Below are 24,223 nucleotides of genomic sequence, written 5' to 3'. Positions count from 1 at the left end.
TAATCGGAAGCCGAGAACGATATGCAAAGCCAAAAAATCCGTATCCGCCTGAAAGCTTTCGATTACAACCTGATCGACCGCTCCGCACAGGAAATCGTTGAAACCGCCAAGCGCACTGGTGCCGTTGTTAAGGGCCCGGTTCCGCTGCCGACCAAAATCGAGCGTTTCAACATCCTGCGTTCCCCGCACGTTAACAAGTCGTCCCGCGATCAGCTGGAAATCCGTACGCACCTGCGTCTGATGGACATCGTTGATCCGACCGACAAGACTGTTGATGCGCTGATGAAGCTGGACCTGCCAGCCGGTGTGGATGTAGAAATCAAGCTACAGTAACAGCACTATTTCATGCGCCGTGAGCTAAGTGCTTGCGGTTATTGAATTTTATTGTTACATTAGCGGACTCACCATTGTGGTGAGTCCGCTTTTCTTTTGAGTAAGCCGGTCAATCGTAATCGGCGCCTGTAAAGGAAATAAACATGACTTTAGGTCTGGTCGGTCGCAAAGTCGGCATGACCCGCATTTTTGCTGAAGATGGCGCAACCATCCCGGTAACTGTGCTGGATATGTCCGCAAACCGCGTATCGCAAGTAAAGACTGCTGAAACTGATGGCTACACTGCCGTTCAGGTTGCAGCAGGTGTTCGCAAGGCAAATCGTGTAACCAAGGCTCAGGCCGGTCACTTTGCCAAAGCTGGCGTTGATGCCGCTCGCGTTATGCGCGAGTTCCCTCTGTCCGCAGAGGCACTGGCATCGCTGAACGTTGGTGATGCCATCTCCGTCGAGATTTTCCAGGTTGGCCAGTTGGTCGACGTAACTGGTACCTCGAAAGGTAAGGGCTTCTCCGGCGCCATCAAGCGTCACAACTTCAGTTCCAACCGTGCTTCGCACGGTAACTCTGTTTCTCACAACTCCGCCGGTTCCATCGGTCAGGCGCAAGATCCGGGTCGCGTTTTCCCGGGTAAGCGTATGGCTGGTCAGTACGGTAACGTCAAGAGCACTATCCAGTGCCTTGAAGTTGTCCGTGTTGATGTGGAGCGTCAACTGCTTCTGGTGAAGGGTGCTGTACCTGGTGCCAAGAACGGTGATGTAGTGGTGCGTCCTAGCGTGAAGGCAGGTGCATGATGGAATTGAAAGTGATCAACGCCCAGGGCCAGCAAGTTGAAGCCCTGCAAGCCTCTGAAGCACTCTTCGCCCGTGACTACAACGAAGCGCTGGTGCATCAGGTAGTAACTGCATTCTTGGCAAATGCGCGCAGTGGTAACCGTGCGCAGTTGACTCGTGCTGAAGTAAAACACTCCACCAAGAAGCCATTCCGTCAAAAGGGCACCGGTCGTGCTCGTGCCGGTATGACTTCCTCGCCTCTGTGGCGTGGTGGTGGTCGTGCGTTCCCGAATTCGCCTGACGAAAACTTCACGCACAAGGTTAACCGTAAGCAATACCGTGCCGGTATGGCTACGATCCTGTCGCAGCTGGTACGTGACGAGCGTCTGATCGTCGTGGACAGCCTGACAGTTGAAACGCCAAAGACAAAGGAATTTGCCGCCAAGGTGAAGTCCCTGGGTCTGGATCGTGCTCTGTTCATCACTGGCGAGCTCGACGAGAACCTGTATCTGTCTTCCCGCAACTTGCCAAACGTCCTGGTGATTGAAGCTCAGCAAGCTGATCCGTTCAGCCTTGTTCGTTTCAAGAAGGTTGTTATCACCCGTGATGCCATCAAGCAACTCGAGGAGCAATGGGCATGAATCAGGAACGTTTGCTGCAAGTAATTTTGGCACCGGTGGTTTCTGAAAAGAGCACCATGGTTGCCGAGAAAAACCAGCAGGTGGTATTCCGCGTGGTTGCCAATGCAACCAAGCCTGAAATCAAGGCTGCCGTTGAACTGCTGTTCAACGTCAAGGTTGATGGCGTTTCCACGCTGAATGTTAAGGGCAAGTCCAAGCGTTTCGGCCGTTTCGTCGGCAAGCGCAAAGACTGGAAAAAGGCTTACGTGAGCCTTGCCCAAGGTCAAGAAATCGACCTGACCGCTACCCCTGTTGCTGCGGAATAAGGAGATAGACTATGGCTCTGGTAAAAGTAAAACCGACGTCTGCTGGTCGCCGTGCTGTTGTCAAGGTGGTAAACCCTGACCTGTACAAAGGCCGCCCGCACGCCGCACTGGTTGAGAAGAAAAACTCGACCGGTGGCCGTAACAACAACGGCCACATCACTACCCGTCACATGGGTGGTGGTCACAAGAAACAGTATCGCATCATCGATTTCCGTCGTAACAAAGACGCGGTTCCGGCCAAGGTTGAGCGTATCGAATACGATCCAAACCGTACAGCCAACATCGCGCTGCTGTGCTACGCGGATGGTGAGCGTCGCTACATCATTGCCCCGCGTGGCGTAAAGGTTGGTGCTGAGCTGATGTCCGGTTCCGAAGCACCGATCAAAGCTGGTAATGCCTTGCCAATCCGTAATATCCCGGTTGGTACCACCATCCACTGCATCGAGCTGCAACCAGGCAAGGGCGCGCAAATTGCCCGTTCCGCCGGCTGCTCCGCCATGCTGCTGGCTCGTGAAGGCATCTACGCTCAGCTGCGTCTGCGCTCTGGCGAGATCCGTCGTGTACACGTTGACTGCCGCGCCACCGTTGGCGAAGTGGGCAACGAAGAACATAGCCTGCGCAAGATTGGTAAGGCCGGTGCAAACCGTTGGCGCGGTATCCGCCCAACAGTTCGCGGTACTGCCATGAACCCGGTTGACCACCCGCACGGTGGTGGTGAAGGCCGTACAGGTGAAGGTCGTGTTCCTGTTAGTCCGTGGGGTACCCCGACTAAGGGCTTCCGTACACGTCGTAACAAGCGCACTGACAACATGATTGTACGTCGTCGCTTCTCGAATAAAGGGTAATTGAGCTATGGCACGTTCGCTTAAAAAAGGCCCGTTCGTTGACCTGCACCTGCTGAAAAAAGTGGATGCGGTGCGTGCAACGAGCGACAAGCGTCCAATCAAGACTTGGTCGCGCCGTTCGACGATTTTGCCTGACTTCATCGGTCTGACCATTGCGGTTCACAACGGTCGTACGCACGTTCCGGTGTATGTTTCCGAAAACATGGTTGGCCACAAGCTCGGTGAATTCTCGCTGACTCGTACCTTCAAAGGCCACGCGGCTGACAAGAAGGCCAAGAAGAAATAAGGTGATGCGATGAGAGTTTCTGCACAACTTAATAATGCACGCCTGTCGGCACAAAAATGCCGTCTGGTTGCAGACCTGATCCGCGGCCAAGCCGTCGGCCAGGCACTGAATATCCTGACCTTCAGCCCGAAAAAGGGTGCCGCGCTCATCAAGAAGGTGCTTGAGTCCGCTATCGCCAATGCTGAGCATAACGAAGGCGCTGATATCGACACCCTCAAGGTGACTTCCATCTACGTTGATAAGGGTCCTAGTCTCAAGCGTTTCTCCGCCCGTGCCAAAGGCCGCGGTAACCGCATTGAGAAGCAGACCTGCCATATCACGCTCAGTGTTGGCAACTAAGGGGTAAGCTATGGGTCAGAAGATTCATCCGACGGGTTTCCGTCTCGCAGTGACTAAAAACTGGTCTTCCAAATGGTTTGCAAATTCGCATGACTTTGCCGGCCAGCTGAAGCAAGACATCGAAGTGCGCGAGTTCCTGAAGAAGCGCCTGGCGCATGCTTCGGTAGGTCGTGTTGTTATCGAGCGTCCAGCCAAGTCCGCCCGCATTACCATTCACAGCGCCCGTCCAGGTGTTGTTATCGGTAAAAAAGGTGAAGACATTGAAGTTCTGAAGAAAGAACTGCAGCGTCGTCTTGGTGTGCCTGTGCACGTCAATATCGAAGAAGTTCGCAAGCCAGAGATTGATGCGCAGATCATCGCCGACGGTATCGCCTCGCAGCTGGAAAAGCGCGTGATGTTCCGTCGTGCCATGAAGCGTTCCATGCAAAATGCAATGCGCATGGGTGCCCAAGGCATCAAGATCATGAGCTCCGGTCGTCTGAACGGTATCGATATCGCTCGTAGCGAATGGTACCGCGAAGGCCGCGTGCCTCTGCACACTCTGCGTGCAGATGTTGACTACGCTACTTCTGAAGCTCACACCACCTACGGTGTTATCGGCATCAAGGTATGGGTATACAAGGGCGACATCAAGCCAGGTCAAGTCCAGGCTGCCCCTGTAGCACCAGAGAAGAAATCCAGAAAGGCAGGAGCTCGAAATGCTGCAGCCAACTAGACTGAAATACCGTAAACAGCAGAAAGGTCGCAATACTGGTATCGCGACCCGCGGCAACAAAGTTAGCTTCGGCGATTTTGGTTTGAAAGCAATCGGTCGTGGTCGTCTGACTGCCCGTCAAATCGAAGCGGCTCGTCGTGCTATGACTCGTCACATCAAGCGTGGCGGTCGCATCTGGATCCGCGTATTCCCAGACAAGCCAATCACTTCCAAGCCAGCCGAAGTTCGTATGGGTGGGGGTAAGGGTAGTCCGGAATACTTCGTGGCCGAAATTCAGCCAGGCAAAATGTTGTACGAGATGGATGGTGTTGCCGAAGAGCTGGCACGCGAAGCCTTCCGTCTTGCAGCTGCCAAGTTGCCTATTCCGACAGTGTTTGTAATTAAACAGGTGGGTCAGCAATGAAAGCATCCGAACTGAGAGCGAAAAGTGTTGATGAGCTGAAGGCCGAGTTGCTTGGTTTGCTGAAGGCGCAATTTGCACTGCGCATGCAGCACGCAACTCAACAGCTCGCCAAGAATAGTGAGCTGAAAAAGGTGCGTCGCGATATCGCCCGTACCCGCACTGTTCTGAAAGAAAAGGCTGCCTGAGATGAGCGAAACTAAAGTAGTCCGCACGCTGGTCGGCAAAGTAGTCAGCGATAAGATGAACAAGACCGTTACTGTTCTGGTAGAGCGCAAAGTAAAGCACCCTATCTACGGTAAAATTGTTCGTCGCTCCAAAAAGTTTCACGCTCATGACGAAACCAACCAGTACAAAACTGGCGATCTCGTTGTGATCAGCGAAACTCGTCCACTCTCCCGGACGAAAACTTGGGTTGTGACCTCACTGGTAGAGCGCGCAGTTTAATCTGTGTGTAATGCTTGCAGGGGGGCTTGCCCCTCTGTATAATGTGTGATTCGGTGTTCAGCCGAAGTCATCCCTTACGGGGTCCAAGACTGGCCGTTGGATACGCCACCTTACTTTAGGTGGCGTTTCTTTCATCTTCTTGAAGGTGAAAGAAAGTGACGGAATTAAGTTGGATAGAAAGGTAATCAAATGATTCAAATGCAGTCCATTTTGGATGTTGCAGACAACACTGGTGCGCGTTCTGTTATGTGCATCAAGGTGTTGGGCGGCTCCAAGCGTCGCTACGCTGGCGTGGGCGACATCATCAAGGTGAGCATCAAGGATGCAGCACCTCGCGGTCGCGTGAAAAAAGGTGATGTGTACAACGCTGTTGTCGTGCGTACTGCCAAGGGCGTTCGCCGTCCTGACGGTTCGCTCATCAAGTTTGATGGCAACGCTGCAGTTCTTCTGAACAATAAGCTGGAGCCTATCGGTACCCGTATTTTCGGGCCGGTGACTCGTGAGCTTCGTACCGAGCGTTTCATGAAGATCGTTTCGCTCGCGCCAGAAGTGCTGTAAGGAGACCACAGATGCGCAAAATTCGTAAAGGTGATGAAGTCGTAGTAATCACCGGTAAAGACAAGGGCAAGCGCGGTTCCGTTCTGCGTGTCCTGGAAGGCAAAGTCGTAGTGGAAGGCATCAACCTGGTGAAAAAACACCAGAAGCCTAATCCAGTACGTGGTGTCGCTGGTGGCATCGTTGAAAAGACTATGCCGATTGATGTATCTAACGTCGCTATTTTCAATGCGGGTAGCCAGAAAGCTGACCGCGTAGGCTTCAAGGTGCTTGAGGACGGCCGCAAGGTGCGTATCTTCAAATCCACCGGCGAAGTTATCGGCGCGTAAGGGGTGAAGATGGCACGTCTGTACGATTTTTACAAAAACACTGTTGTACCAGAGCTGGTAAAACAGTTCGGTTACAAGTCCCTGATGGAAGTTCCGCGCATTGAGAAGATCACTCTCAACATGGGCGTGGGCGAGGCTGTGGCTGACAAGAAAGTAATGGATCACGCTGTTTCCGACCTGGAAAAGATTGCCGGTCAGAAGCCAGTTGTGACTACCGCACGTAAGTCGATCGCGGGTTTCAAAATCCGTGACCACTACCCGGTTGGTTGCAAAGTGACCCTGCGTCGTGAACGCATGTACGAGTTCCTGGATCGTCTGGTTACGATCTCGCTGCCTCGCGTACGCGACTTCCGTGGCGTTTCTGCCAAATCCTTTGATGGCCGTGGTAACTACAACATGGGCGTTAAAGAGCAGATCATTTTCCCGGAAATCGAATACGACAAAATCGATGCTTTGCGTGGTATGAACATCACTATCACCACTACTGCAAAGACCGATGAGGAAGCCCGCGCTTTGCTGGCTGCGTTCAAATTCCCGTTCAAGGGCTAAGCACATGGCAACTCTAGCTTTGATTAATCGTGAAGAGAAGCGCGCTAAGCTCGTGGCTAAGTACGCCGGCAAGCGTGAAGCGCTCCTCGCTATCATCAATAACCAGAATCTTTCCGAAGAAGAGCGTTTTGCTGCTCGTCTGCAACTGCAGACCCTGCCGCGTAATGCTAGCCCGGTTCGCCAGCGTCGCCGCTGCGCACTGACTGGTCGCCCTCGCGGTGTATTCCGTAAATTCGGTTTGGCACGTAACAAGCTGCGCGAACTCGCCATGAAAGGCGAGATCCCGGGCGTGACTAAAGCCAGCTGGTAATAGGAGATACAGAATGAGCATGCAAGATCCTATCTCCGATATGTTGACTCGTATCCGCAACGCCCAACGTGCTGCTAAAGCCGTTGTTGCAATGCCTTCTTCCAAGTTGAAGGTGGCCATTGCTCAGGTGTTGAAGGAAGAGGGTTATATCGAGACTTTTTCTGTTACCGATGCTGATAAAAAGCCGGTTCTGGAAATTGAATTGAAGTACTACGTTGGTCGTCCGGTAATCGAGAAGATCGAGCGCGTTTCGCGCCCAGGTCTGCGCGTTTACAAGGGTTCCAACGAGATCCCTAAAGTAATGAACGGTCTTGGTGTCGCTATCGTTTCGACTTCAAGTGGTGTGATGACTGATCGTAAAGCACGTGCAGCCGGTATCGGCGGCGAACTGCTCTGCGTCGTAGCCTAATCGGAGGGTTGAATGTCTCGCGTAGCAAAAAACCCGGTAGTCATCCCTGCTGGCGTAGAAGTGAAATTCGGTGCTGAAGAAGTGACTGTAAAAGGCGCTCTCGGCTCTTTGAGCACAGCACTGTGTGCTGATGTTGAAGTCAAGCTGGTTGATAACCAGCTCGAATTTGCCGCCAAGAACGACAGCAAGTTCGCACGTTCCATGTCCGGAACCCTGCGCGCGCTGCTGAACAACATGGTCATTGGTGTTAGCAAGGGTTTTGAGAAAAAGCTGAACCTGGTGGGTGTGGGTTACCGCGCTCAAGCCCAGGGTGAAGCACTCAACCTGTCCCTTGGTTTCTCGCACCCGGTTGTTCACGCCATGCCAGCCGGCATCAAGTGTGAAACCCCGACTCAGACCGAGATTTTGATCAAGGGTGCCAACAAGCAGTTGGTTGGCCAGGTCGCAGCCGAGATCCGTGCTTATCGTTCCCCAGAGCCTTACAAGGGCAAGGGCGTGCGTTATGCCGACGAGGTTGTGGTTCTGAAAGAAACCAAGAAGAAGTAATTGAGGCCCTGAAATGGACAAGAAACAGACTCGACTCCGCCGCGCACGTAAAACCCGTGCCCGTATTGCGGAGCTCAAGGTGGCTCGTCTGTGCGTTCATCGCACTAACAGCCATATCTATGCTCAAGTGATTGACGCAACCGGTAATGTTGTTCTGGCTAGCGCCTCCTCCCTGGAGTCCGCTGTGCGTGCCGACCTGAGCAATGGCGGCAACACCGCTGCTGCTGCGGTTGTTGGCAAGAACATTGCTGAAAAAGCTAAGGCTGCTGGTATCAACCAAGTTGCTTTCGATCGTTCGGGTTTCAAATACCATGGCCGTATCAAAGCCCTGGCTGACGCAGCCCGTGAAAACGGTCTTGTATTCTAATCGGAGTTAAGAATGGCTAAGCACGAGATCGAAGATCGTGGCGATGGTCTGATCGAGAAGATGATCGGCGTAAACCGCGTCACCAAAGTGGTGAAGGGCGGTCGTATCATGGCCTTCTCGGCTCTGACCGTAGTTGGCGATGCTGACGGTGGTATTGGCATGGGCAAAGGGCGTTCGAAAGAAGTGCCAGTTGCTGTGCAAAAAGGTATGGAGCAGGCTCGTCGCAACATGATCAAGGTTCCGCTGAAAAACGGCACCATCCATCATGCTGTTGTTGGCAAGCACGGTGCGACCACTGTGTTCATGCAGCCAGCTAAAGAGGGTGCCGGTGTTAAAGCTGGTGGTCCTATGCGCGCTGTATTCGAAGCACTGGGCGTACACAACGTTACTGCCAAGATCCATGGCTCGACCAACCCGTACAACGTGGTTCGCGCCACGATTGACGGTTTGAGCAAAATGGCAACTCCTTCGCAGATCGCTGCGAAGCGTGGCCTGACCGTTGCTCAGATTCTGGGAGCGGATCATGAGTGATGTTAAAAAAATCCGTGTGACTCTGGTTAAGAGTCTGATTGGTCGCATCGAGTCTCATAAAGCTTGCGCGAATGGTCTGGGTCTGAAGAAGATCAACCAAGTCGTTGAAGTGATTGATACTCCTGCTAACCGTGGCATGATCAACAAGATCAGCTACCTGGTTAAGAGCGAGGGTTAATATGCTGCTGAATACTATTAAGCCTGCAGCCGGTGCCAAACACGCAAAGCGTCGCGTGGGTCGTGGTATCGGTAGCGGTCTGGGCAAGACTGCTGGCCGTGGTCACAAAGGTCAGAAGAGCCGTGCTGGTGGCTTCCACAAGGTAGGTTTCGAAGGCGGTCAGATGCCTCTGCAACGTCGCCTGCCGAAGCGTGGCTTCAAGTCCCTGACTGCTGGCGATGTAGCCGAAGTTCGCTTGTCCGAACTGGCGCTGATGCCGGTTGACGAGATTGACCTGTTGTCCCTGAAGCAAGCCGGCATCGTGCCGACGCAAGCTCTGGGTGCAAAAGTCATCCTGTCCGGCAAGGTTGAGCGTGCTCTTAAACTGCGTGGCATCGCTGCCACCGCTGGTGCCAAGGCTGCAATCGAAGCCGCTGGCGGTAGCTTCGTAGAATAAGGTAAAGCTCGTGGCGAATGCTTCTCTAGTTGGTAATGCCAGTAAATTTGGTGACCTCAAGCAGCGGATTTTCTTTTTGATCGGCGCGCTGATTGTTTATCGCATCGGTGCCCACGTTCCGGTGCCTGGTATCAATCCGGTAGAACTAGCGAAGTTGTTCCAGTCGTCACAGACGGGCCTGCTTGACATGTTCAACATGTTCTCGGGCGGGGCCCTGTCGAGATTTTCGGTATTTGCCCTGGGCATCATGCCGTACATCTCCGCCTCCATCATTCTTCAACTGGCTTCAGAAATTGTTCCAACGCTGAAGCAGTTGAAGAAGGAGGGTGATGCTGGCCGTCGCAAAATCACTCAGTACACGCGTTATGCAACGCTCTTTTTGGCTACGTTCCAGAGTTTCGGTATTGCTGTCATGCTGTTCAAGCAACCGGAGCTGGTACTGAGTGGTCAGACCGAGTTTTATGTAACGACCGTGGTGACCCTGGTCACCGGCACCATGTTCCTCATGTGGCTGGGCGAGCAGATTACCGAACGTGGTTTGGGAAATGGTATTTCGTTGATCATCTGTTCGGGTATTGCCGCTGGCATTCCCGGATCGATCGGTCAGACACTGACCCTGGCTAGCCAGGGCTCCTTGTCCATCCTGTTGGCGATTGCCTTGTTTGCTGGTGTGATTGCTGTCACTTACTTGGTGGTGTTCGTTGAACGCGGCCAACGTAAAGTGCTGGTCAACTACGCCAAGCGACAGGTTGGCAACCGCGTGATGCAGGGCCAGTCGACGCATATGCCGCTGAAGCTGAATATGGCCGGGGTCATCCCGCCGATTTTTGCATCCAGCATCATTCTTTTCCCGGCAACCGTACTGGGCTGGTTTGGTAATACCGAAGGCTTGGGTGTGCTGAAGTCTGTTGCAGACAAATTGCATCCTGGTCAGCCGCTGTATGTTCTGCTCTATGCTGCTGCTATCGTTTTCTTCTGTTACTTCTATACCGCCCTTGTGTTCAACCCCAAGGAAACGGCTGATAACCTGAAGAAAAGCGGTGCGTTCATTCCGGGTATCCGTCCGGGTGAGCAGACGTCGCGTTATATTGAGAAAATCATTCTCCGTCTAACACTTATTGGTGCGATCTACATCACGCTGGTTTGCTTGTTGCCTGAGTTCCTGATCCTGAAGTGGAATGTACCGTTCTACTTTGGCGGGACTTCGCTGTTGATCATTGTTGTCGTGACAATGGACTTCATGGCACAGGTTCAGTCCTACGTGTTGTCTCACCAGTATGACGGGTTGCTCAAGAAGGCCAACTTCAAGGGCGCATCCGGTCGCTGACGGTCAACGGTAGCAGTTTTATGGCTAAAGAAGATACCATCCAGATGCAGGGCGAGATCCTGGAAAATTTGCCTAGTGCAACTTTCAAGGTCAAGCTCGAGAATGGACACATTGTGCTCGGGTATATTTCCGGAAAGATGCGGATGCACTACATCCGCATCCTGCCGGGAGATAAGGTGACGGTAGAAATGACGCCTTATGATTTGTCCCGTGCCCGTATTGTGTTCCGTGCGAAGTAGTCGCACTTGCTCTTTTCAGATAGAAAGGAACTGAAATGCGTGTACAACCTTCGGTAAAGAAAATTTGCCGTAACTGCAAAATCATTCGCCGCAATCGTGTGGTACGAGTGATCTGCACTGATCCGCGTCACAAACAAAAACAAGGCTAACATTTGTTAGCTGGGTTTTCGTATGTTACAATCGCAACCTTTTCAAGCTCGTAAAGCTTAAGGAAAGAGAATGGCCCGTATTGCAGGGGTAAACATCCCCAATCATGCGCATGCCGTTATCGGCCTGCAGGCTATCTATGGCATCGGTTCTACTCGTGCGAAGCTCATCTGTGCTTCCGCGAGCGTTAATCCTTCTTCCAAGATCAAGGATTTGACCGAAGCCGAGATGGAGTCTCTGCGTGTAGAAGTCAGCAAGTTCACTGTTGAAGGTGACCTGCGTCGCGAAATTACCATGAGCATCAAGCGTTTGATGGACATGGGTTCTTATCGCGGTTTCCGCCATCGTCGCGGTCTGCCTTGCCGTGGTCAGCGCACCCGCACGAATGCACGCACCCGTAAGGGTCCGCGCAAGCCGATCGCCGGCAAGAAGTAATAAGGAACATAGATAATGGCTAAAGCAAACACAGCAGTGCGTGTACGCAAAAAGGTACGCAAAAGCGTAAGCGATGGCATCGTCCACGTTCACGCTTCCTTTAATAACACCATCATCACCATCACTGACCGTCAAGGGAATGCTTTGTCTTGGGCTACCTCCGGCGGTGCTGGTTTTAAAGGCTCGCGTAAAAGTACACCGTTTGCAGCTCAGGTAGCTGCAGAGCACGCTGGTAAAGTTGCCCAAGAATATGGTGTAAAGAACCTTGAGGTTCGTATCAAGGGCCCAGGCCCTGGTCGTGAATCCTCCGTGCGTGCCCTGAACGCCCTTGGCTTCAAAGTTACCAGCATCTCCGACGTGACTCCGGTACCACACAACGGATGTCGCCCTCCCAAGAAACGTCGTATCTAATCCGGAGAGTCTGAGAACATGGCACGTTATATTGGCCCAAAATGTAAGCTTGCTCGTCGCGAAGGGACTGATCTCTTCCTGAAGAGTGCCCGTCGCGCACTTGATTCCAAGTGTAAGCTTGATACCCCTCCTGGTCAGCACGGCGCGAAAAAAGGCCGTCTGTCTGACTATGGTGTACAGCTGCGTGAAAAGCAGAAAGTTCGTCGTATTTACGGCATTATGGAACGTCAATTCCGTAAGTACTTTGCTGAAGCAGCTCGTCGTCAAGGCTCCACCGGTGAAAACCTGCTGAAAATCCTTGAAGCTCGTCTGGACAACGTTGTTTATCGCATGGGCTTTGGTTCTACCCGTGCTGAAGCACGTCAGCTGGTTAGCCACAAGGCAATCACTGTGAATGGTCAGATTGTGAATATTCCTTCTTTCCAAGTGAAAGCAGGCGACGTTGTTGCTATTCGCGAAAAGTCCAAGAAGCAAGTGCGTATTCAGGAAGGCTTGGCCCTGGCCGAGCAAATCGGCTTCCCTTCGTGGGTTGCTGTTGACAGCAAGAAGATGGAAGGTGTCTTCAAGACTGCTCCTGAGCGTTCCGAGCTGTCTAGCGATATCAACGAGCAGCTCGTTGTGGAATATTACTCCAAGTAATCGCTAGCTCTTAAGGAATGACTATGCAAAACAGCGCTTCGGAATTTCTGAAACCGCGTTTGATCGATGTGCAGCCGGTTTCGGCTACACACGCCCGTGTGTCGATGGAGCCGTTCGAGCGTGGTTATGCCCATACTCTGGGTAACGCCCTACGCCGGATCCTGCTCTCGTCGATGCCTGGTTACGCACCGACCGAAGTTACTATTGCTGGCGTTTTGCATGAGTATTCCGCTCTTGACGGTGTTCGGGAGGATGTCGTCGACATTCTTCTGAACCTGAAGGGTGTAGTACTCAAACTGCATGGTCGTGACAGTGTCATTCTTTCCCTGAAAAAGGAAGGTGAAGGCCCTGTCTTGGCTGGTGATCTGGAATTGCCGCACGATGTTGAGGTGATCAACCCTGATCACGTCATCTGCAACCTGTCGGTTGGCGGCAATATTGATATGGAAGTCAAAGTTGAGAAGGGCCGTGGCTACCAGCCAGTTTCCGCCCGCATCAGCCATGATGATAACCGTACCATCGGCACCATCCAGCTCGATGCTTCGTTCTCCCCGGTTAACCGCTGCAGCTTCAATGTTGAGAGCGCCCGTGTGGAGCAGCGCACAGACCTTGACCGTCTTGTGCTGGACATCGAGACCAATGGCGTGATCGAGCCGGAAGAAGCAGTGCGTATTGCTGCCCGCATCCTGGTTGATCAGCTGTCGATTTTTGCAGACTTGCAAGGCACCGCAGTTGAGGAAATCGTTGAAAAGGCGCCGCCGATCGATCCGATCTTGCTGCGTCCGGTTGACGATCTCGAACTTACGGTACGTTCCGCCAACTGTCTGAAGGCAGAGAACATTTACTACATCGGTGATCTCATTCAGCGTACGGAAACCGAGCTGCTGAAGACTCCGAACCTTGGTCGCAAGTCTCTGAATGAGATCAAGGAAGTTCTCGCTTCTAAAGGCCTGACCCTTGGCATGAAACTTGAGAACTGGCCACCGGCTGGTCTTGAGAAGCCGTAAGTCGGGATAAAAGGACACTAAAATGCGTCATCGTAACAGTAATCGTAAATTGAACCGTACGAGCAGCCACCGTCTTGCGATGCTTCGCAACATGGCTAACTCGTTGCTGCGTCACGAAGTGATCGTGACTACTCTGCCAAAGGCCAAAGAACTGCGCCGTGTCGCCGAGCCGCTGATTACCCTGGGTAAGAAGCCATCGCTGGCCAACCGTCGTCTGGCTTTTGACCGCACTCGTGATCGTGAAATGGTTGTAAAACTGTTTGACGAACTCGGCCCACGTTTTGCTAACCGCAATGGTGGCTATGTGCGTATTCTGAAGTACGGCTTCCGTCAGGGCGACAACGCTCCGATGGCACTGGTTGAACTGGTGGATCGTGCAGAAGAAGCAGTTGCAGTAGAAGCCGCTGAATAAGCAGCTTCAAGTAAAAAAGCCGGCGCAAGCCGGCTTTTTTATTGCCCTCGCCACGTAGATGGCTCCCGCACCGTTGCGGCCTGCTGTAGCCGATGCTTCGGCCATTGCCTGCACATTGTGTAGTTGCTAACGCGGGTCGCTGAGCGTGAAAAGCAGGCACAGCCGTCGGTGTTATTGTGGGCTACCGCATGGTAGGTGATGCGGCAGCACACGGCATGCGATTCCTATCCCATCACCTCGTGTCGCCTAAGACAATTCATGCCAGCAGCGGTGCTGGCTATGTGCTGATTGCAGCATTGGGGGCAGCATGTGTGTCACGGTAGCCGGCCCTCGGTCAGCGTAGCCGCCGCTGATCCACTGTCTCGCACAAGACGCGGAATCATTTTCTGCAGATCCAGCCCCGGCCTGCAGCTCATCTCTACAGACTGATCGTAGTTCGCTGTCCTTATTAATTGGTCCTGCCCGCATCCTGCCGGTGGTGTGAGTGGCACGGCTGCCCGATTTCGATAGTGCGGTGCCGCTGCTCAACGCGCACCAGTATGGCAGCGACAGCAACATCTTTACCCGCCCCGTGACGGTAGCGCGCGAGTTAGGTGGCCACATCCAGGTCGGCATGATCGGGGTCGATCTAGCGATCCCGCTGCCGATGACGTGCCACCGCTTTGGCGGCGTGGCGTCACTGTTCGGCGACCAGCACGGGCACGGCCCTAAGGGAGGCTTCTCTCGCCGTATGCAGACCATGACCACACGCTGTCCGGATAACTATGCGCCGAATTGGTGATGGCGACGATGAGGTATGAGGTAACCCGGTTCCGGATGAGGGATTACCCGCTATCGCTGTTTTGCCCGGCCCAGGTCAGACTTTTTTCTGGTTAAATGCTTTAAAAAGGGCAATTGCTCTAGTGGTGGTTTACATAAAGTGATACTAAATAAGCACGCCGGCCCACACGGCGACATAAAACGACAAGGAGAGTAGCGATGAGCAGTAAGGGAACGATGTCATTGAGGCGACGTTTGCAATTGCAGGTGGTACTGGTAGCGGTGCTGCTCTGTATCATCGGCGGCATCACGCTGTACTTCGAGCGCGCCTCGCTGTACGCCGACCGCGAGGCCAAGGTGCGTAATCTGGTTGAGAGCGCGGTCACCCTGATCAAGGGCTACGAGGAGATGGCCGCTGCTGGCAAGCTGTCCGAGGCTGATGCCAAGCAGCAGGCGATTACCGTACTCAACAGCATGCGCTACGACGAGCGCGAGTATTTCTTTGCCTTTGACCCCGCTTGGGTGTGGGTGGCGCACGGCGCCAAGCCGCAGCTGGCCGGTACCAACCTGAAAACCATCAAGGATCCGACCGGCGTCAACCTTGGCGAGCTGTTCGAGACAGCGGTGCGCGACGGCAACGGCCGCAATTTCGTGTCCTACGTGTGGGACAAGCCGGGTTTCGACCAGCCGCAGCCTAAGCTGTCCTACCTCGCTACCAGCGGCAAGTGGGGCTGGGTGGTGGGCACCGGCATCTATCTTGACGACGTGGCGCTGGCGCTGCGCAATACCGCGCTGCTGCTGTTTGCCGAGATATTTGTCGCGCTGCTGCTGGTGGTGCTGATCGGCTACCTGACCCGCCGCAGCGTGATGCAGCAGCTGGGCGGCGAGCCGGCGCTGACGCGCGACGTGGTGCGCCAGATCGCCCAGGGCCAGCTCAATGTCGCGGTGCCGGTGGCGGCCAGCGACAAGGACAGCCTGCTGGCGGCGGTGGCCGACATGCAGCAGCACCTGCGCGAACTGGTCGGCGGTATCGCCGACAGCAGCCAAAGCCTGACCGGCATGGCCGGCAATATTTCCGGCAGTGCCACCGCGGTGGCCACCGGCTCTGAGCAGCAAAGCCGCGCCGCCAGCGACATGGCTGCCTCGATCGAGGAGCTGACTGCAAGCATCAAGCAGATTTCCGAACTGGCCAGCCACGCGCACGCGGTATCGGCCAGCTCCGGCCAGCTGTCGCACAGCGGCGGCGAGGTGATCTCGCGCGCGGTGGACGAGATGCACCGCATCAACGAATCGGTGGATCAGGCGGCGCTGACCATCGGCGACCTGGTCAGCAAGACGCAGACCATCTCCACCATCATGCAGGTGATCAAGGACATCGCCGACCAGACCAACCTGCTGGCACTAAACGCGGCGATTGAGGCGGCGCGGGCCGGCGAGCTGGGCCGTGGCTTTGCCGTGGTTGCCGACGAGGTGCGCAAGCTGTCGGAGCGCACCGGCCAGGCGACGCAGGAGATCGCGGTGATGATCCGCGAGATCCAGAACGGCTCCGAGGCATCGCGCAGCAATATGGAAGAGGCGGTGGAGCGGGTGAAATCCGGGCTGGCTCTGGCGGAGAAGGGCGGCGAGTCGATCCGCCAGATCCGTGACAGCGCCGGCGGCGTGGTGGCGGTGGTGAACGACATTTCGCAGGCACTGTCGGAGCAGGGCCACGCCAGCGAGGAGATCACCCGCCACGTCGAGCAGATCGCGCAGGCGGCGGCACAGAACGCCGAGGCCGCTGGTCACACCTCCGGTGCCATCGGCGAGTTGCACGGCCTGACCGGCAATCTGCGGCAGATGGTGTCGCGCTTCCACGTGTGACGAGACGACAAGGTTGGCCGCAGGCTTGCGGCCAACCTTGTGTGCAATAAAAAAGCCCGACGCAGCGCGTCGGGCTTTGTTCATGCCGCGGTCGGTAACTGGCGGCGGTAACGTTGCCAGCCGTGCAGTGCGATGCCGGCCAGCAGTAGCGCCACGCAGCCCCATAACACCGGCGCATTGCCGTAGCGCATGTATGGCGTCAGCCCGCTGCGGCCCTGTACCCGTGCCGTCAGCGTCTGCCGCGTGTCCGGCGCCGCCACGGTCTGCACCTCACCGCTGGCATCGATCACCGCGGTCATGCCGGTATTGGTGGCGCGCAGCATCGGGCGCCCGGTTTCCAGTACCCGTGCCTGCGACAGCTGCAACTGCTGGCTCATCGCGTTGCTGCTGCCGAACCAGGCCAGGTTGCTGACGTTGGCGAGCATGGTGGCACCGGCGGCGGGGCCGATCAGTTCCTCGCCGAAACCGTCCTCGTAGCAGATGTTGAAGGCGATGCGCTGGTCGGCCACCGCCAGCGGGGCCTGGCTGTCGCCGCCGCGGCTGAAGCCGGACAGCGGCATGTCCATGAAACGGTAGATCCAGCCGGTCACCGCCGGCAGCGGGATGAACTCGCCGAACGGCACCAGATGGTTCTTGGCGTAGTACGGCTGCGCCGGATCGTTCAGCGCCACCACGGCATTGAGATAGCCACTGCCGTCGTCTGTGCGGCGCGGAATGCCGGTGATCAGCGTCGCCTGGCGGCGGCTGGCGTCGCCGTTGATCATGGTCAGGTAGCCGGAGGGGAGGTCGTCGAGGAACACCGGCAGCGCGGTTTCCGGTAGCAGCAGCAGGTCGGACGGTGGCGCGCTGGCCACCATGCGGTAGTAGGTGCTCAGCGTCAGCTCGAAGGTGGCCGGATCCCATTTCAGCGATTGCGGGATATTGCCCTGCAGCAGCGACACCGCCAGCGGCTTGCCGCTGGCTTGGGTCCACTGCTGCTGTTGCAGCCAGGCGCCGCCGCCCCACAGCGCGGTGGCCAGCCCCAGCAGCGCCAGCTGCGGCAGGGGGCGCCAGCGCGGCAGCAGCACGAGGATGGCGGCAGACAGCGCCACGGCATAGGTGACGCCGTGGATGCCGGTGACGGCGGCCAGGCCGGCGAGCGGGCTCTCGGTGATCTGGCTGTAACCGATGGCGCCCCACGGGAAGCCGGTCAGCATCCAGCTGCGCAGCCACTCGCCCAGCGTCCACAGTGCCGGGAACAGCAGCAGCCAGCGGCTGGCGCTGTTGGTGCCGATGCGGCAGGCCAGCCACACTGCCAGCGCCGGGAACAGCGCGAGCCAGGCCGGTAGCAGCAAGGTCATGACGCCGGCCATCGGCGCCGGCATGCCGCCGATGTCGTGCAGGCTGATGTAGATCCAGTAGAAGTTGCTGGTATAGGCGGCCAGCGCCCAGCCGTAGCCGAGCAGGAAGGCGCGTTGCGGCCAACGTTGCACCAGTTCCAGCAGCAGCGCCAGCAGCAGCGGCATCAGCAGGAACAGACGATAGGGGGCAAAGGCGAACACGGTGGCGGCGCCGGCCAGCAGCACCAGCAGCAAATAGCCGAGGGTACGCCGCATCTAGCGTGCTGCCTGCGGACGGCGCTCGACCAGCAGCGCCTGCAGCCGGCGGCTGTCGGCGCGGATCACGGTGAAGTGCCAGTCCTGCAACTGCAGGCCCTCGCCGCGTACCGGCACGTAGCCGAGATTGGCGGTGACCAGGCCGCCGATGGTGTCGACCTCGTCGTCCGGCAGCGCGCACTCGAAGAAGTCGTTGAAGTCGTCGATGCTGGTGGTGGCCAGCACGCGGTAGCGCTCGCCACGCACCGGCACGATGTCGTCTTCCGATTCGATCAGGTCGTGTTCGTCGTCGATGTCACCGACGATCACTTCCAGCACGTCCTCGATGGTGATCAGCCCGGACACGCCGCCGTATTCGTCGACCACGATCGCCATGTGCGTCTTGGTGGCGCGGAACTCGCGCAGCAGGCCGTCGAGGCGCTTGCTCTCCGGCACGAACACCACCGGGCGCAGCGTCTTCTGCAGGTCGAAATCGTTGGGCGTCAGGAAGTAGCGCAGCAGGTCCTTGCTCAGCAGGATGCCCTGTACGTCGTCCTTGTCCTCGCCGATCACCGGGAAGCGCGAATGGCCGGCCTCGATCACGTGCGTCAGCAGCTTTTCCATCGGCTCGGACAGGCGGATCACGTCCATCTGGCTGCGCTGCACCATCACCTCGCGCACGGTGCGCTCGGAGAAGGACAGCACGCCTTCGATCATCGACAGCGCTTCGGCATCCAGCACATTGCGTTCGAAGGCGGCATGCAGCTGGGAAACCAGCTCTTCGCGGTCTTCCGGTTCGTGGGTAAAGCGGTTGAGCAGGCGCTCGAACCAGTTGGGCGCGGGTTTACTGGAATAATCGTCCATGGTGTCGGGTCAGGGTTTCTCTGCGGCGTAAGGATCGGCATAGCCTAACTTGCCGAGGATGACGGTTTCAAGCGCTTCCATCGCCTCGGCCTCGTCGTCGGCTTCGTGATCGAAGCCCTGCAGGTGCAGCATGCCGTGCACGGTGAGGTGGGCGTAGTGCGCGTCCAGGCTCTTGCCCTGCTCGGCGGCCTCGCGTGCCACCACCGGGGCGCAGAACACCAGATCGCCGAACAGCGGCATGCCGGCGACGGTGTCGCCCTCGTTCAGCGCGAAGCTCAGCACGTTGGTGGCGTAGTCCTTGCCGCGGTAGTCGCGGTTCAGCGCCTGGCCTTCGGCCTCGTCCACCACGACCAGCGAAATCTGGGCCTTGTGCACGTCGCGTTGCAGAGCGGCCTGGCACCAGCGGCGCCACTGTTTGCCTTCCGGCAACGCCTGTTCGGCTTCCAGCCGGTCTTCGAGGGTCAGGTCCAGCCGTGCGGCCAACCTTTGCAGCACTTGATTGCGTTTAGCGGTTTTCATCTTCTTGGATCTGGTAACGGTCGTAGGCGTCGACGATCTTCTGCACCAGCGGGTGGCGCACCACGTCGTCGCTCTGGAAATGGTGGAAATGGATGCCGCGCACCTGGCTCAGGATGCGCTCGACCTCGACCAGGCCGCTCTTCTGGTGGCGGGCGAGGTCGATCTGGGTCACGTCGCCGGTGATCACCGCGCGCGAGCCGAAGCCGATGCGGGTGAGGAACATCTTCATCTGTTCCGGCGTGGTGTTCTGCGCCTCGTCGAGGATGATGAAGGCGTTGTTCAGCGTGCGGCCGCGCATATAGGCCAGCGGCGCGATCTCGATCAGGTTCTTCTCGAACAGCTTGGCGACCTTGTCGAAGCCCATCAGGTCGTACAGCGCGTCGTACAGCGGGCGCAGGTAGGGGTCGACCTTCTGCGCCAGATCGCCGGGCAAAAAGCCCAGCTTCTCGCCGGCTTCCACCGCCGGGCGCACCAGCACGATGCGTTTCACCGCGTCGCGCTCCATCGCGTCCACCGCGCAGGCGACGGCGAGATAGGTCTTGCCGGTGCCGGCCGGGCCGATACCGAAGGTGATGTCGTGGCTGAAGATGGCCTGGATGTAGCGGCTCTGGCGCGGGGTGCGGCCTTTCAGATCGCGGCGGCGGGTGTGCAGGGTCGGGGTGTCGTCCAGCCCGTCCTGCGGGTTATCCTGCCGTGCCTCGACCAGTCCCAGCTGGATGTCCTGCACCGACAGCTCGCGTTTTTCCGCCAGCGCATAGAAACGCTGCAGCAGGCCCAGCGCGCGGCCGGCCTGCTCGCCGCGCAGGCTGAACTGCTCGCCGCGGCGCTGGATGCTGACATCCAGCCCGGTTTCAATCTGTTTCAGGTTCTCGTCCAGTGCGCCGCACAGGCGGGACAGGCGTTCGTTGTCGACAGGGGTAAAGCTGTGGCTGCTGTGGGCTTCGGTCATGGACTGGTGGTCGTCAGGGGCGGACATTGCCGTTGCTGGTATCGCTGCTGCAATTGCAGCAGCCTGTGTTCAAGCCCGGCGATGCGCTGCGGATCCGGTTGCGCGGTGCCCAGCGGCACGCCGAAACCGATACCGGCGCTGCCGTGGCTGCCGATGGCGCCGCCCAGCCCGATATTGAGCTGCACCGGGCTGCGTGGCGCCTGTCGCTCATCCTGCAGCTGCTGCCGCGTTTGCGCAAGCGCCTGCGTCAGCGCCGCGCAGTCCATGGTCGCCGGATCGGCCGGTGGCAGGCTGGCACAGGCGGCCAGCAGGGGCAAGATTACAAGCAGCAGGCGCATGGTTCAGTCACTTTCACGCAGCAGCAGTTCGCCGCCCAGCGAGTGCGGGTTGGCTTCGGTAATCACCACGTCGACCAGCTGGTTGATCAGCCGTGGCTGGCCGACAAAATTGACCACGCGGTTGTTGGCGGTACGTCCGGCCAGCATCGACGGGTCCTTCTTCGAGATGTTCTGCACCAGCACGCGCTGCACGCTGCCGAGCATGCCCTGGTTGATGCGGAAGCCTTCAGCCTCGATCACCTCGTTGAGCGCTTCCAGGCGGCGCACCTTCTCGCTGTGCGGGGTGTCGTCGGCAAGGTTGGCCGCCGGCGTGCCGGGGCGCGGGCTGTAGATGAACACATAGCTGAAATCGAAGGCCATGTCTTTCACCAGTTTCAGCGTCGCCTCGAAATCGGCCTCGGTCTCGCCGGGGAAGCCGACGATGAAGTCCGACGACAGGCACAGCTCGGGGCGGATGGCGCGCAGCTTGCGGATGATGGACTTGTATTCCAGCGCGGTGTAGCCGCGTTTCATTGCCATCAGCGTGCGGTCGGAGCCGCTCTGTACCGGCAGGTGGATGTGCGAGACCAGCTTGGGCAGGCGTGCGTAGCAGTCGATGATGCGCTGGCTGAATTCGCGTGGGTGGCTGGTGGTGAAGCGCATGCGCTCGATGCCGGGAATCTCGTGCACGTACTCCAGCAGCAGCGCGAAATCGGCGATCTCGCCGTCGGCCATCAGGCCGCGGTAGGCGTTGACGTTCTGGCCCAGCAGGGTGATTTCCTTCACCCCCTGTGCCGCCAGGCCGGCGATCTCGGTCAGCACGTCATCGAACGGGCGCGACACCTCCTCGCCGCGGGTGTAGGGCACCACGCAGAACGAGCAGTACTTGGAACAGCCTTCCATCACCGACACCATCGCCGCGGCGCCGTCGACCTTGGCTGCCGGCAGGTGGTCGAACTTCTCGATTTCGGGGAAGGAAATGTCGACCTGGGCGCTACCGCTTTGTTGCCGGCTCTTGATCAGCTCCGGCAGGCGGTGCAGCGTCTGCGGCCCGAACACCACGTCGACGTAGGGTGCGCGCTTGACGATGGTGTCGCCTTCCTGCGACGCGACACAGCCGCCGACGCCGATGATCAGGTTGGGATTGGCCTCTTTCAGCGGGCGGATGCGGCCGAGATCGGAGAACACCTTTTCCTGCGCCTTCTCGCGCACGCTGCAGGTGTTGAACAGGATCACGTCGGCGTCTTCCGGGTTTTCCGTCTTGATCATGCCTTCGCTGCTGCCGAGCACGTCGACCATCTTGTCGGAGTCGTACTCGTTCATCTGGCAACCGAACGTCTTGATGTAAACCTTTTTCATGCTGGGCACACTGTAAATGAGAAATGCCAGCAGGGGCCGCCAAAGCAAGCGGCCACGGGCTTGCGAACGGTTTTTGCTGGCAAATGAATAGCTTGCGCCGATTTTAACACGGCTGGCAGGGCTTGGGGATGTCGCGGGCCGGACGGGCGCCGGCGCGGAAACGGAAAAAGCCAGCATTTCTGCTGGCTTTTAAACTGGTGGCGAATCAGGGACTCGAACCCCGGACCTGCGGATTATGATTGCTTGGAAAAAATACAATAAATCATTGGTTTATGCTGTTTTTTCGCAAAAAGCTAAAGCAATAGATGCTTGGAACTAGTATTGGGTAGGTTCCAGAATCTTTGTGGAACAGATTCCTGCTCCCCTCCGGCAGAGCGCATGAGATGGCTGAAGGTTTGTAATTAACTCATTGCCGTCTTGGCTATTTTGCCCGCGACTCTAAGCTGACGCATCGCTAAGGCAAATCCTAGATCTCAAAGATGCTCTCGATTTCACCTGAAACCACTCGCATTCCGGTTTCTACAAGTGCAGTCGGTGAACGAGTAGGCAACCCGCCTGCGATCTTCTCGTGCAAACGTGCGCTAACCTGTGGAGATAGCCCCTCCCACCAACTTGGGGTGCAGAAGAAATTCTCCAGATGCTCCATTGACAGGATTAGCACCGCGTTGGATTTGTCGGTGTCCGGTAGCGCCTTAAACGATTGCACGAGTTGCGCAGCAGCACAGTTCGGCCCACCAAACCATCCAAAACCAACACAGGTTGCGTTGCCTAGCCGCGTGATGTTCAACGCGATCTGGTTTGCGGTCCGACCTGTACCTAGCCTTTGAAGTTGTTTTCCTGAAAAGTCGAACTCCGGCATGAAGGCACCTGCGGCGGCGAATGGCAAAGCCTGGTCAAATTTAATGCCATAGAAGCTGAAGCCGCTGAGATCTTGTTTTAGGAAGGCGCTGTCGTACATTGCCTTCAAACCCGAAACATCTTCCAGCCCTTGCTGGATTCCGAGTTGCTGGTGGTGCAGTAAGTTCTGAATTGCTGCTTGTTGGTTGAAGGGCTGTCCGTAGTCTATGAAGTCTCGCATGGCAATATAGGACCTCAATTGGGCACCTTTCGTGGCGAGCTCATAGGTTACGGCACGAAACGACAGTAGAAATCCATTCCAAGCGTCCAAGATTGAGTCTGCCTGTTCCACAGGTCGAAAAAGCTCAGTGTCATGGCGGCTGCAGAAGCCAGGGAATGTTGATGCTTTGGCTACGCCGATCTTTGCCATGTCAATTTGACCTTGCCTCTTTTCAATCTCTTGGAATGCCTTCTTGGTTGAATATACATGACCATTCTCGGCAATAGAAGCGAGTCCACCTCGACGCTGAATAGTGTGAGATTGGATAGATGAAGGTGTTGAACAGCTTTCTGCAGACGCCGACGGATGCTGACAGGGGCCGGTCTCGTAGAACTTCATGCTTTTGGCCTGTATTTGGCCGAACGACATTGAGGCCTTCTTGTCACGGTCTTTGTGGCAGAACTTCCACTTCTTGCCAGAACCGCACCAGCACGGTCCATAGGTATCGAGTGGTTTCTCAACAGCATTCAACGAGTTCATCATTCCAGCGAACTGCACTGCCTTTATAAAATCGTCATGGTTCTGAAGCAGGTCTGGCATGTCCATTACCTCTGATTTCAGTCTTTAAAAGGGCGCAGGCTGCAGTCTAATGGCATTTCTCATACGAAGAAAGGCTTCAAGGGGACGTTGCAGGCGCGTCTATCTCCGGGTCCTCAGTTGAGTTGCGGTAGTGGCTAAACGGAAATTTTGTGGAATTGTGCAAATGCTGAGAAAACGCGAAAAAGGGGTTACGTTTACACGTAACCCCTTAAAACTATTGGTGGCGAATCAGGGACTCGAACCCCGGACCTGCGGATTATGATTCCGTCGCTCTAACCGACTGAGCTAATTCGCCGTGAGACTTTGCCGTGGCACCGTCCCGGTAAACTGTGGTGGCGAATCAGGGACTCGAACCCCGGACCTGCGGATTATGATTCCGTCGCTCTAACCGACTGAGCTAATTCGCCACATCTCGATGCCTAGGCATCAAGGCCGCTGACTATACGCAGCAGATTTCCGG

General features: G+C 56.7%; 38 protein-coding genes and 2 tRNA genes. 31 read left to right on the top strand and 9 right to left on the bottom strand.

The window, feature by feature from the left end; all coding sequences use genetic code 11:
* The first annotated feature begins 21 nt into the window (after positions 1 to 21).
* From rpsJ to ACG97_RS12405, 31 genes are all read left to right on the top strand, one after another.
* Positions 22 to 333 (top strand): 30S ribosomal protein S10, encoded by a 312-nt coding sequence (gene rpsJ, locus ACG97_RS12545; RefSeq protein ID WP_047967708.1) that lies wholly within the window; start codon positions 22 to 24, stop codon positions 331 to 333.
* A gap of 143 nt (positions 334 to 476) precedes the next feature.
* Complete coding sequence (gene rplC / locus ACG97_RS12540) at positions 477 to 1,121, top strand: 50S ribosomal protein L3 (protein ID WP_047967707.1); 645 nt, start codon at positions 477 to 479, stop codon at positions 1,119 to 1,121.
* A complete protein-coding gene (gene rplD / locus ACG97_RS12535) occupies positions 1,121 to 1,741 on the top strand; it encodes a 50S ribosomal protein L4 (RefSeq protein WP_047967713.1) in 621 nt (206 codons plus the stop codon). Before rplC ends, rplD begins: the two co-directional genes overlap by 1 nt.
* On the top strand, positions 1,738 to 2,046 hold the full coding sequence (gene rplW, locus ACG97_RS12530) for a 50S ribosomal protein L23 (protein ID WP_047967712.1): 309 nt from the start codon (positions 1,738 to 1,740) through the stop codon (positions 2,044 to 2,046). Before rplD ends, rplW begins: the two co-directional genes overlap by 4 nt.
* An 11-nt stretch (positions 2,047 to 2,057) precedes the next feature.
* Positions 2,058 to 2,891 (top strand): 50S ribosomal protein L2, encoded by an 834-nt coding sequence (gene rplB / locus ACG97_RS17365; protein WP_082133789.1) that lies wholly within the window; start codon positions 2,058 to 2,060, stop codon positions 2,889 to 2,891.
* A 7-nt stretch (positions 2,892 to 2,898) separates the two neighbouring features.
* On the top strand, positions 2,899 to 3,177 hold the full coding sequence (rpsS, locus tag ACG97_RS12520) for a 30S ribosomal protein S19 (RefSeq protein WP_047967705.1): 279 nt from the start codon (positions 2,899 to 2,901) through the stop codon (positions 3,175 to 3,177).
* A 9-nt stretch (positions 3,178 to 3,186) separates the two neighbouring features.
* Entirely contained in the window at positions 3,187 to 3,516 is a 330-nt protein-coding gene (gene rplV / locus ACG97_RS12515; protein ID WP_047967704.1) for a 50S ribosomal protein L22, read from the top strand.
* A gap of 10 nt (positions 3,517 to 3,526) precedes the next feature.
* Positions 3,527 to 4,231 (top strand): 30S ribosomal protein S3, encoded by a 705-nt coding sequence (rpsC, locus tag ACG97_RS12510; RefSeq protein ID WP_047967703.1) that lies wholly within the window; start codon positions 3,527 to 3,529, stop codon positions 4,229 to 4,231.
* Positions 4,215 to 4,634: a 50S ribosomal protein L16 gene (gene rplP / locus ACG97_RS12505; protein ID WP_047967702.1), complete on the top strand. Its 420-nt coding sequence runs from the start codon at positions 4,215 to 4,217 to the stop codon at positions 4,632 to 4,634. The genes rpsC and rplP overlap by 17 nt, the downstream gene beginning before the upstream one ends.
* Positions 4,631 to 4,819, top strand: coding sequence for a 50S ribosomal protein L29 (gene rpmC / locus ACG97_RS12500; protein WP_047967701.1), 189 nt, complete (start codon positions 4,631 to 4,633; stop codon positions 4,817 to 4,819). The genes rplP and rpmC overlap by 4 nt, the downstream gene beginning before the upstream one ends.
* 1 nt (position 4,820) lies before the next feature.
* Positions 4,821 to 5,078, top strand: a complete 258-nt coding sequence (rpsQ, locus tag ACG97_RS12495) for a 30S ribosomal protein S17 (RefSeq protein ID WP_047967700.1) — start codon at positions 4,821 to 4,823, stop codon at positions 5,076 to 5,078.
* A 189-nt stretch (positions 5,079 to 5,267) separates the two neighbouring features.
* Positions 5,268 to 5,636 (top strand): 50S ribosomal protein L14, encoded by a 369-nt coding sequence (gene rplN, locus ACG97_RS12490; RefSeq protein ID WP_047967699.1) that lies wholly within the window; start codon positions 5,268 to 5,270, stop codon positions 5,634 to 5,636.
* Between the two features lie 11 nt (positions 5,637 to 5,647).
* Positions 5,648 to 5,962, top strand: a complete 315-nt coding sequence (gene rplX / locus ACG97_RS12485) for a 50S ribosomal protein L24 (protein ID WP_047967698.1) — start codon at positions 5,648 to 5,650, stop codon at positions 5,960 to 5,962.
* Positions 5,963 to 5,971: 9 nt separating this feature from the next.
* Complete coding sequence (gene rplE, locus ACG97_RS12480) at positions 5,972 to 6,511, top strand: 50S ribosomal protein L5 (protein WP_047967711.1); 540 nt, start codon at positions 5,972 to 5,974, stop codon at positions 6,509 to 6,511.
* A gap of 4 nt (positions 6,512 to 6,515) precedes the next feature.
* Entirely contained in the window at positions 6,516 to 6,821 is a 306-nt protein-coding gene (rpsN, locus tag ACG97_RS17360) for a 30S ribosomal protein S14 (RefSeq protein WP_082133788.1), read from the top strand.
* 13 nt (positions 6,822 to 6,834) lie between these two features.
* On the top strand, positions 6,835 to 7,230 hold the full coding sequence (rpsH, locus tag ACG97_RS12475) for a 30S ribosomal protein S8 (protein WP_047967697.1): 396 nt from the start codon (positions 6,835 to 6,837) through the stop codon (positions 7,228 to 7,230).
* A 12-nt stretch (positions 7,231 to 7,242) separates the two neighbouring features.
* Entirely contained in the window at positions 7,243 to 7,776 is a 534-nt protein-coding gene (gene rplF, locus ACG97_RS12470; protein WP_047967696.1) for a 50S ribosomal protein L6, read from the top strand.
* Positions 7,777 to 7,789: 13 nt separating this feature from the next.
* Positions 7,790 to 8,143 carry a 50S ribosomal protein L18 gene (rplR, locus tag ACG97_RS12465; RefSeq protein WP_047967695.1) on the top strand — a complete coding sequence of 118 codons (354 nt, stop codon included), beginning with the start codon at positions 7,790 to 7,792 and terminating at the stop codon, positions 8,141 to 8,143.
* 12 nt (positions 8,144 to 8,155) lie between these two features.
* Complete coding sequence (gene rpsE / locus ACG97_RS12460; RefSeq protein ID WP_047967694.1) at positions 8,156 to 8,674, top strand: 30S ribosomal protein S5; 519 nt, start codon at positions 8,156 to 8,158, stop codon at positions 8,672 to 8,674.
* Positions 8,667 to 8,852, top strand: coding sequence for a 50S ribosomal protein L30 (rpmD, locus tag ACG97_RS12455; RefSeq protein ID WP_047967693.1), 186 nt, complete (start codon positions 8,667 to 8,669; stop codon positions 8,850 to 8,852). Before rpsE ends, rpmD begins: the two co-directional genes overlap by 8 nt.
* Before the next feature lies 1 nt (position 8,853).
* The gene (gene rplO, locus ACG97_RS12450) at positions 8,854 to 9,288 is read left to right on the top strand and encodes a 50S ribosomal protein L15 (protein ID WP_047967692.1); all 435 of its coding nucleotides are present in this window, start codon (positions 8,854 to 8,856) and stop codon (positions 9,286 to 9,288) included.
* Positions 9,289 to 9,298: 10 nt separating this feature from the next.
* Entirely contained in the window at positions 9,299 to 10,615 is a 1,317-nt protein-coding gene (gene secY, locus ACG97_RS12445) for a preprotein translocase subunit SecY (RefSeq protein ID WP_047967691.1), read from the top strand.
* 20 nt (positions 10,616 to 10,635) lie between these two features.
* A complete protein-coding gene (infA, locus tag ACG97_RS12440; protein ID WP_047967690.1) occupies positions 10,636 to 10,854 on the top strand; it encodes a translation initiation factor IF-1 in 219 nt (72 codons plus the stop codon).
* Positions 10,855 to 10,889: 35 nt separating this feature from the next.
* Complete coding sequence (gene rpmJ / locus ACG97_RS17355; protein ID WP_011137711.1) at positions 10,890 to 11,003, top strand: 50S ribosomal protein L36; 114 nt, start codon at positions 10,890 to 10,892, stop codon at positions 11,001 to 11,003.
* Positions 11,004 to 11,073: 70 nt separating this feature from the next.
* A complete protein-coding gene (gene rpsM / locus ACG97_RS12435; RefSeq protein WP_047967689.1) occupies positions 11,074 to 11,436 on the top strand; it encodes a 30S ribosomal protein S13 in 363 nt (120 codons plus the stop codon).
* Positions 11,437 to 11,451: 15 nt separating this feature from the next.
* Positions 11,452 to 11,847 carry a 30S ribosomal protein S11 gene (gene rpsK / locus ACG97_RS12430; RefSeq protein WP_017507353.1) on the top strand — a complete coding sequence of 132 codons (396 nt, stop codon included), beginning with the start codon at positions 11,452 to 11,454 and terminating at the stop codon, positions 11,845 to 11,847.
* 18 nt (positions 11,848 to 11,865) lie between these two features.
* Positions 11,866 to 12,486, top strand: coding sequence for a 30S ribosomal protein S4 (gene rpsD / locus ACG97_RS12425; protein WP_047967688.1), 621 nt, complete (start codon positions 11,866 to 11,868; stop codon positions 12,484 to 12,486).
* 23 nt (positions 12,487 to 12,509) lie between these two features.
* Positions 12,510 to 13,493, top strand: a complete 984-nt coding sequence (gene rpoA, locus ACG97_RS17350) for a DNA-directed RNA polymerase subunit alpha (protein ID WP_082133790.1) — start codon at positions 12,510 to 12,512, stop codon at positions 13,491 to 13,493.
* Positions 13,494 to 13,515: 22 nt separating this feature from the next.
* Positions 13,516 to 13,905, top strand: coding sequence for a 50S ribosomal protein L17 (gene rplQ / locus ACG97_RS12415; protein ID WP_047967686.1), 390 nt, complete (start codon positions 13,516 to 13,518; stop codon positions 13,903 to 13,905).
* A 484-nt stretch (positions 13,906 to 14,389) separates the two neighbouring features.
* The gene (locus ACG97_RS12410) at positions 14,390 to 14,686 is read left to right on the top strand and encodes an aldehyde dehydrogenase family protein (protein WP_047967685.1); all 297 of its coding nucleotides are present in this window, start codon (positions 14,390 to 14,392) and stop codon (positions 14,684 to 14,686) included.
* Between the two features lie 197 nt (positions 14,687 to 14,883).
* Positions 14,884 to 16,524, top strand: a complete 1,641-nt coding sequence (locus ACG97_RS12405; RefSeq protein WP_047967684.1) for a methyl-accepting chemotaxis protein — start codon at positions 14,884 to 14,886, stop codon at positions 16,522 to 16,524.
* Between the two features lie 80 nt (positions 16,525 to 16,604).
* Here ACG97_RS12405 and lnt read toward each other — a convergent pair whose 3' ends face one another.
* The 9 genes from lnt to ACG97_RS12360 form a co-directional block, all read right to left on the bottom strand.
* The gene (gene lnt / locus ACG97_RS12400) at positions 16,605 to 18,119 is read right to left on the bottom strand and encodes an apolipoprotein N-acyltransferase (protein ID WP_047967683.1); all 1,515 of its coding nucleotides are present in this window, start codon (positions 18,117 to 18,119) and stop codon (positions 16,605 to 16,607) included.
* Positions 18,120 to 18,962, bottom strand: coding sequence for an HlyC/CorC family transporter (locus ACG97_RS12395; protein ID WP_047967682.1), 843 nt, complete (start codon positions 18,960 to 18,962; stop codon positions 18,120 to 18,122).
* Positions 18,963 to 18,971: 9 nt separating this feature from the next.
* Positions 18,972 to 19,481, bottom strand: a complete 510-nt coding sequence (ybeY, locus tag ACG97_RS12390; protein WP_047967681.1) for an rRNA maturation RNase YbeY — start codon at positions 19,479 to 19,481, stop codon at positions 18,972 to 18,974.
* Positions 19,468 to 20,457, bottom strand: coding sequence for a PhoH family protein (locus tag ACG97_RS12385; protein WP_369793044.1), 990 nt, complete (start codon positions 20,455 to 20,457; stop codon positions 19,468 to 19,470). The genes ybeY and ACG97_RS12385 overlap by 14 nt, the downstream gene beginning before the upstream one ends.
* A complete protein-coding gene (locus ACG97_RS12380; RefSeq protein ID WP_047967679.1) occupies positions 20,427 to 20,768 on the bottom strand; it encodes a hypothetical protein in 342 nt (113 codons plus the stop codon). Before ACG97_RS12380 ends, ACG97_RS12385 begins: the two co-directional genes overlap by 31 nt.
* A gap of 3 nt (positions 20,769 to 20,771) precedes the next feature.
* Positions 20,772 to 22,106 carry a tRNA (N6-isopentenyl adenosine(37)-C2)-methylthiotransferase MiaB gene (miaB, locus tag ACG97_RS12375; RefSeq protein WP_047967678.1) on the bottom strand — a complete coding sequence of 445 codons (1,335 nt, stop codon included), beginning with the start codon at positions 22,104 to 22,106 and terminating at the stop codon, positions 20,772 to 20,774.
* Between the two features lie 466 nt (positions 22,107 to 22,572).
* Positions 22,573 to 23,763 (bottom strand): SEC-C domain-containing protein, encoded by a 1,191-nt coding sequence (locus tag ACG97_RS12370; RefSeq protein ID WP_156168038.1) that lies wholly within the window; start codon positions 23,761 to 23,763, stop codon positions 22,573 to 22,575.
* Positions 23,764 to 23,981: 218 nt separating this feature from the next.
* A tRNA-Met gene (locus ACG97_RS12365) sits at positions 23,982 to 24,058 on the bottom strand.
* Positions 24,059 to 24,093: 35 nt separating this feature from the next.
* A tRNA-Met gene (locus tag ACG97_RS12360) sits at positions 24,094 to 24,170 on the bottom strand.
* Positions 24,171 to 24,223 lie beyond the last annotated feature (53 nt).

This window comes from Vogesella sp. EB, from assembly GCF_001037925.1.
Taxonomy (GTDB): Bacteria; Pseudomonadota; Gammaproteobacteria; order Burkholderiales; family Chromobacteriaceae; genus Vogesella; species Vogesella indigofera.
The sequence above is the reverse complement of the archived record's forward strand: the minus strand, read 5'-3'. Positions and strand labels throughout refer to the sequence as shown.

What these genes read in the sequence shown, in the direction of transcription:
- rpsK (WP_017507353.1), top strand. Translation starts at nt 11,452, where the DNA reads ATGGCTAAAGCAAACACAGCAGTGCGTGTACGCAAAAAGGTACGCAAA.
- rplW (WP_047967712.1), top strand. Translation starts at nt 1,738, where the DNA reads ATGAATCAGGAACGTTTGCTGCAAGTAATTTTGGCACCGGTGGTTTCT.
- rplV (WP_047967704.1), top strand. Translation starts at nt 3,187, where the DNA reads ATGAGAGTTTCTGCACAACTTAATAATGCACGCCTGTCGGCACAAAAA.
- ACG97_RS12405 (WP_047967684.1), top strand. Translation starts at nt 14,884, where the DNA reads ATGAGCAGTAAGGGAACGATGTCATTGAGGCGACGTTTGCAATTGCAG.
- ACG97_RS12395 (WP_047967682.1), bottom strand. Translation starts at nt 18,962, where the DNA reads ATGGACGATTATTCCAGTAAACCCGCGCCCAACTGGTTCGAGCGCCTG.
- rplB (WP_082133789.1), top strand. Translation starts at nt 2,058, where the DNA reads ATGGCTCTGGTAAAAGTAAAACCGACGTCTGCTGGTCGCCGTGCTGTT.
- rpsN (WP_082133788.1), top strand. Translation starts at nt 6,516, where the DNA reads ATGGCAACTCTAGCTTTGATTAATCGTGAAGAGAAGCGCGCTAAGCTC.
- rpmD (WP_047967693.1), top strand. Translation starts at nt 8,667, where the DNA reads ATGAGTGATGTTAAAAAAATCCGTGTGACTCTGGTTAAGAGTCTGATT.
- rpmC (WP_047967701.1), top strand. Translation starts at nt 4,631, where the DNA reads ATGAAAGCATCCGAACTGAGAGCGAAAAGTGTTGATGAGCTGAAGGCC.
- ybeY (WP_047967681.1), bottom strand. Translation starts at nt 19,481, where the DNA reads ATGAAAACCGCTAAACGCAATCAAGTGCTGCAAAGGTTGGCCGCACGG.
- rpsE (WP_047967694.1), top strand. Translation starts at nt 8,156, where the DNA reads ATGGCTAAGCACGAGATCGAAGATCGTGGCGATGGTCTGATCGAGAAG.
- rpsC (WP_047967703.1), top strand. Translation starts at nt 3,527, where the DNA reads ATGGGTCAGAAGATTCATCCGACGGGTTTCCGTCTCGCAGTGACTAAA.
- rpsM (WP_047967689.1), top strand. Translation starts at nt 11,074, where the DNA reads ATGGCCCGTATTGCAGGGGTAAACATCCCCAATCATGCGCATGCCGTT.
- rplD (WP_047967713.1), top strand. Translation starts at nt 1,121, where the DNA reads ATGGAATTGAAAGTGATCAACGCCCAGGGCCAGCAAGTTGAAGCCCTG.
- rpsS (WP_047967705.1), top strand. Translation starts at nt 2,899, where the DNA reads ATGGCACGTTCGCTTAAAAAAGGCCCGTTCGTTGACCTGCACCTGCTG.
- rplX (WP_047967698.1), top strand. Translation starts at nt 5,648, where the DNA reads ATGCGCAAAATTCGTAAAGGTGATGAAGTCGTAGTAATCACCGGTAAA.
- rpsD (WP_047967688.1), top strand. Translation starts at nt 11,866, where the DNA reads ATGGCACGTTATATTGGCCCAAAATGTAAGCTTGCTCGTCGCGAAGGG.
- rpsQ (WP_047967700.1), top strand. Translation starts at nt 4,821, where the DNA reads ATGAGCGAAACTAAAGTAGTCCGCACGCTGGTCGGCAAAGTAGTCAGC.
- rpsJ (WP_047967708.1), top strand. Translation starts at nt 22, where the DNA reads ATGCAAAGCCAAAAAATCCGTATCCGCCTGAAAGCTTTCGATTACAAC.
- rplR (WP_047967695.1), top strand. Translation starts at nt 7,790, where the DNA reads ATGGACAAGAAACAGACTCGACTCCGCCGCGCACGTAAAACCCGTGCC.
- rpsH (WP_047967697.1), top strand. Translation starts at nt 6,835, where the DNA reads ATGAGCATGCAAGATCCTATCTCCGATATGTTGACTCGTATCCGCAAC.
- rplO (WP_047967692.1), top strand. Translation starts at nt 8,854, where the DNA reads ATGCTGCTGAATACTATTAAGCCTGCAGCCGGTGCCAAACACGCAAAG.
- rplQ (WP_047967686.1), top strand. Translation starts at nt 13,516, where the DNA reads ATGCGTCATCGTAACAGTAATCGTAAATTGAACCGTACGAGCAGCCAC.
- rplE (WP_047967711.1), top strand. Translation starts at nt 5,972, where the DNA reads ATGGCACGTCTGTACGATTTTTACAAAAACACTGTTGTACCAGAGCTG.
- infA (WP_047967690.1), top strand. Translation starts at nt 10,636, where the DNA reads ATGGCTAAAGAAGATACCATCCAGATGCAGGGCGAGATCCTGGAAAAT.
- rplP (WP_047967702.1), top strand. Translation starts at nt 4,215, where the DNA reads ATGCTGCAGCCAACTAGACTGAAATACCGTAAACAGCAGAAAGGTCGC.
- rplF (WP_047967696.1), top strand. Translation starts at nt 7,243, where the DNA reads ATGTCTCGCGTAGCAAAAAACCCGGTAGTCATCCCTGCTGGCGTAGAA.
- rpoA (WP_082133790.1), top strand. Translation starts at nt 12,510, where the DNA reads ATGCAAAACAGCGCTTCGGAATTTCTGAAACCGCGTTTGATCGATGTG.
- miaB (WP_047967678.1), bottom strand. Translation starts at nt 22,106, where the DNA reads ATGAAAAAGGTTTACATCAAGACGTTCGGTTGCCAGATGAACGAGTAC.
- rpmJ (WP_011137711.1), top strand. Translation starts at nt 10,890, where the DNA reads ATGCGTGTACAACCTTCGGTAAAGAAAATTTGCCGTAACTGCAAAATC.
- ACG97_RS12380 (WP_047967679.1), bottom strand. Translation starts at nt 20,768, where the DNA reads ATGCGCCTGCTGCTTGTAATCTTGCCCCTGCTGGCCGCCTGTGCCAGC.
- rplN (WP_047967699.1), top strand. Translation starts at nt 5,268, where the DNA reads ATGATTCAAATGCAGTCCATTTTGGATGTTGCAGACAACACTGGTGCG.
- rplC (WP_047967707.1), top strand. Translation starts at nt 477, where the DNA reads ATGACTTTAGGTCTGGTCGGTCGCAAAGTCGGCATGACCCGCATTTTT.
- ACG97_RS12385 (WP_369793044.1), bottom strand. Translation starts at nt 20,457, where the DNA reads ATGTCCGCCCCTGACGACCACCAGTCCATGACCGAAGCCCACAGCAGC.
- lnt (WP_047967683.1), bottom strand. Translation starts at nt 18,119, where the DNA reads ATGCGGCGTACCCTCGGCTATTTGCTGCTGGTGCTGCTGGCCGGCGCC.
- ACG97_RS12370 (WP_156168038.1), bottom strand. Translation starts at nt 23,763, where the DNA reads ATGCCAGACCTGCTTCAGAACCATGACGATTTTATAAAGGCAGTGCAG.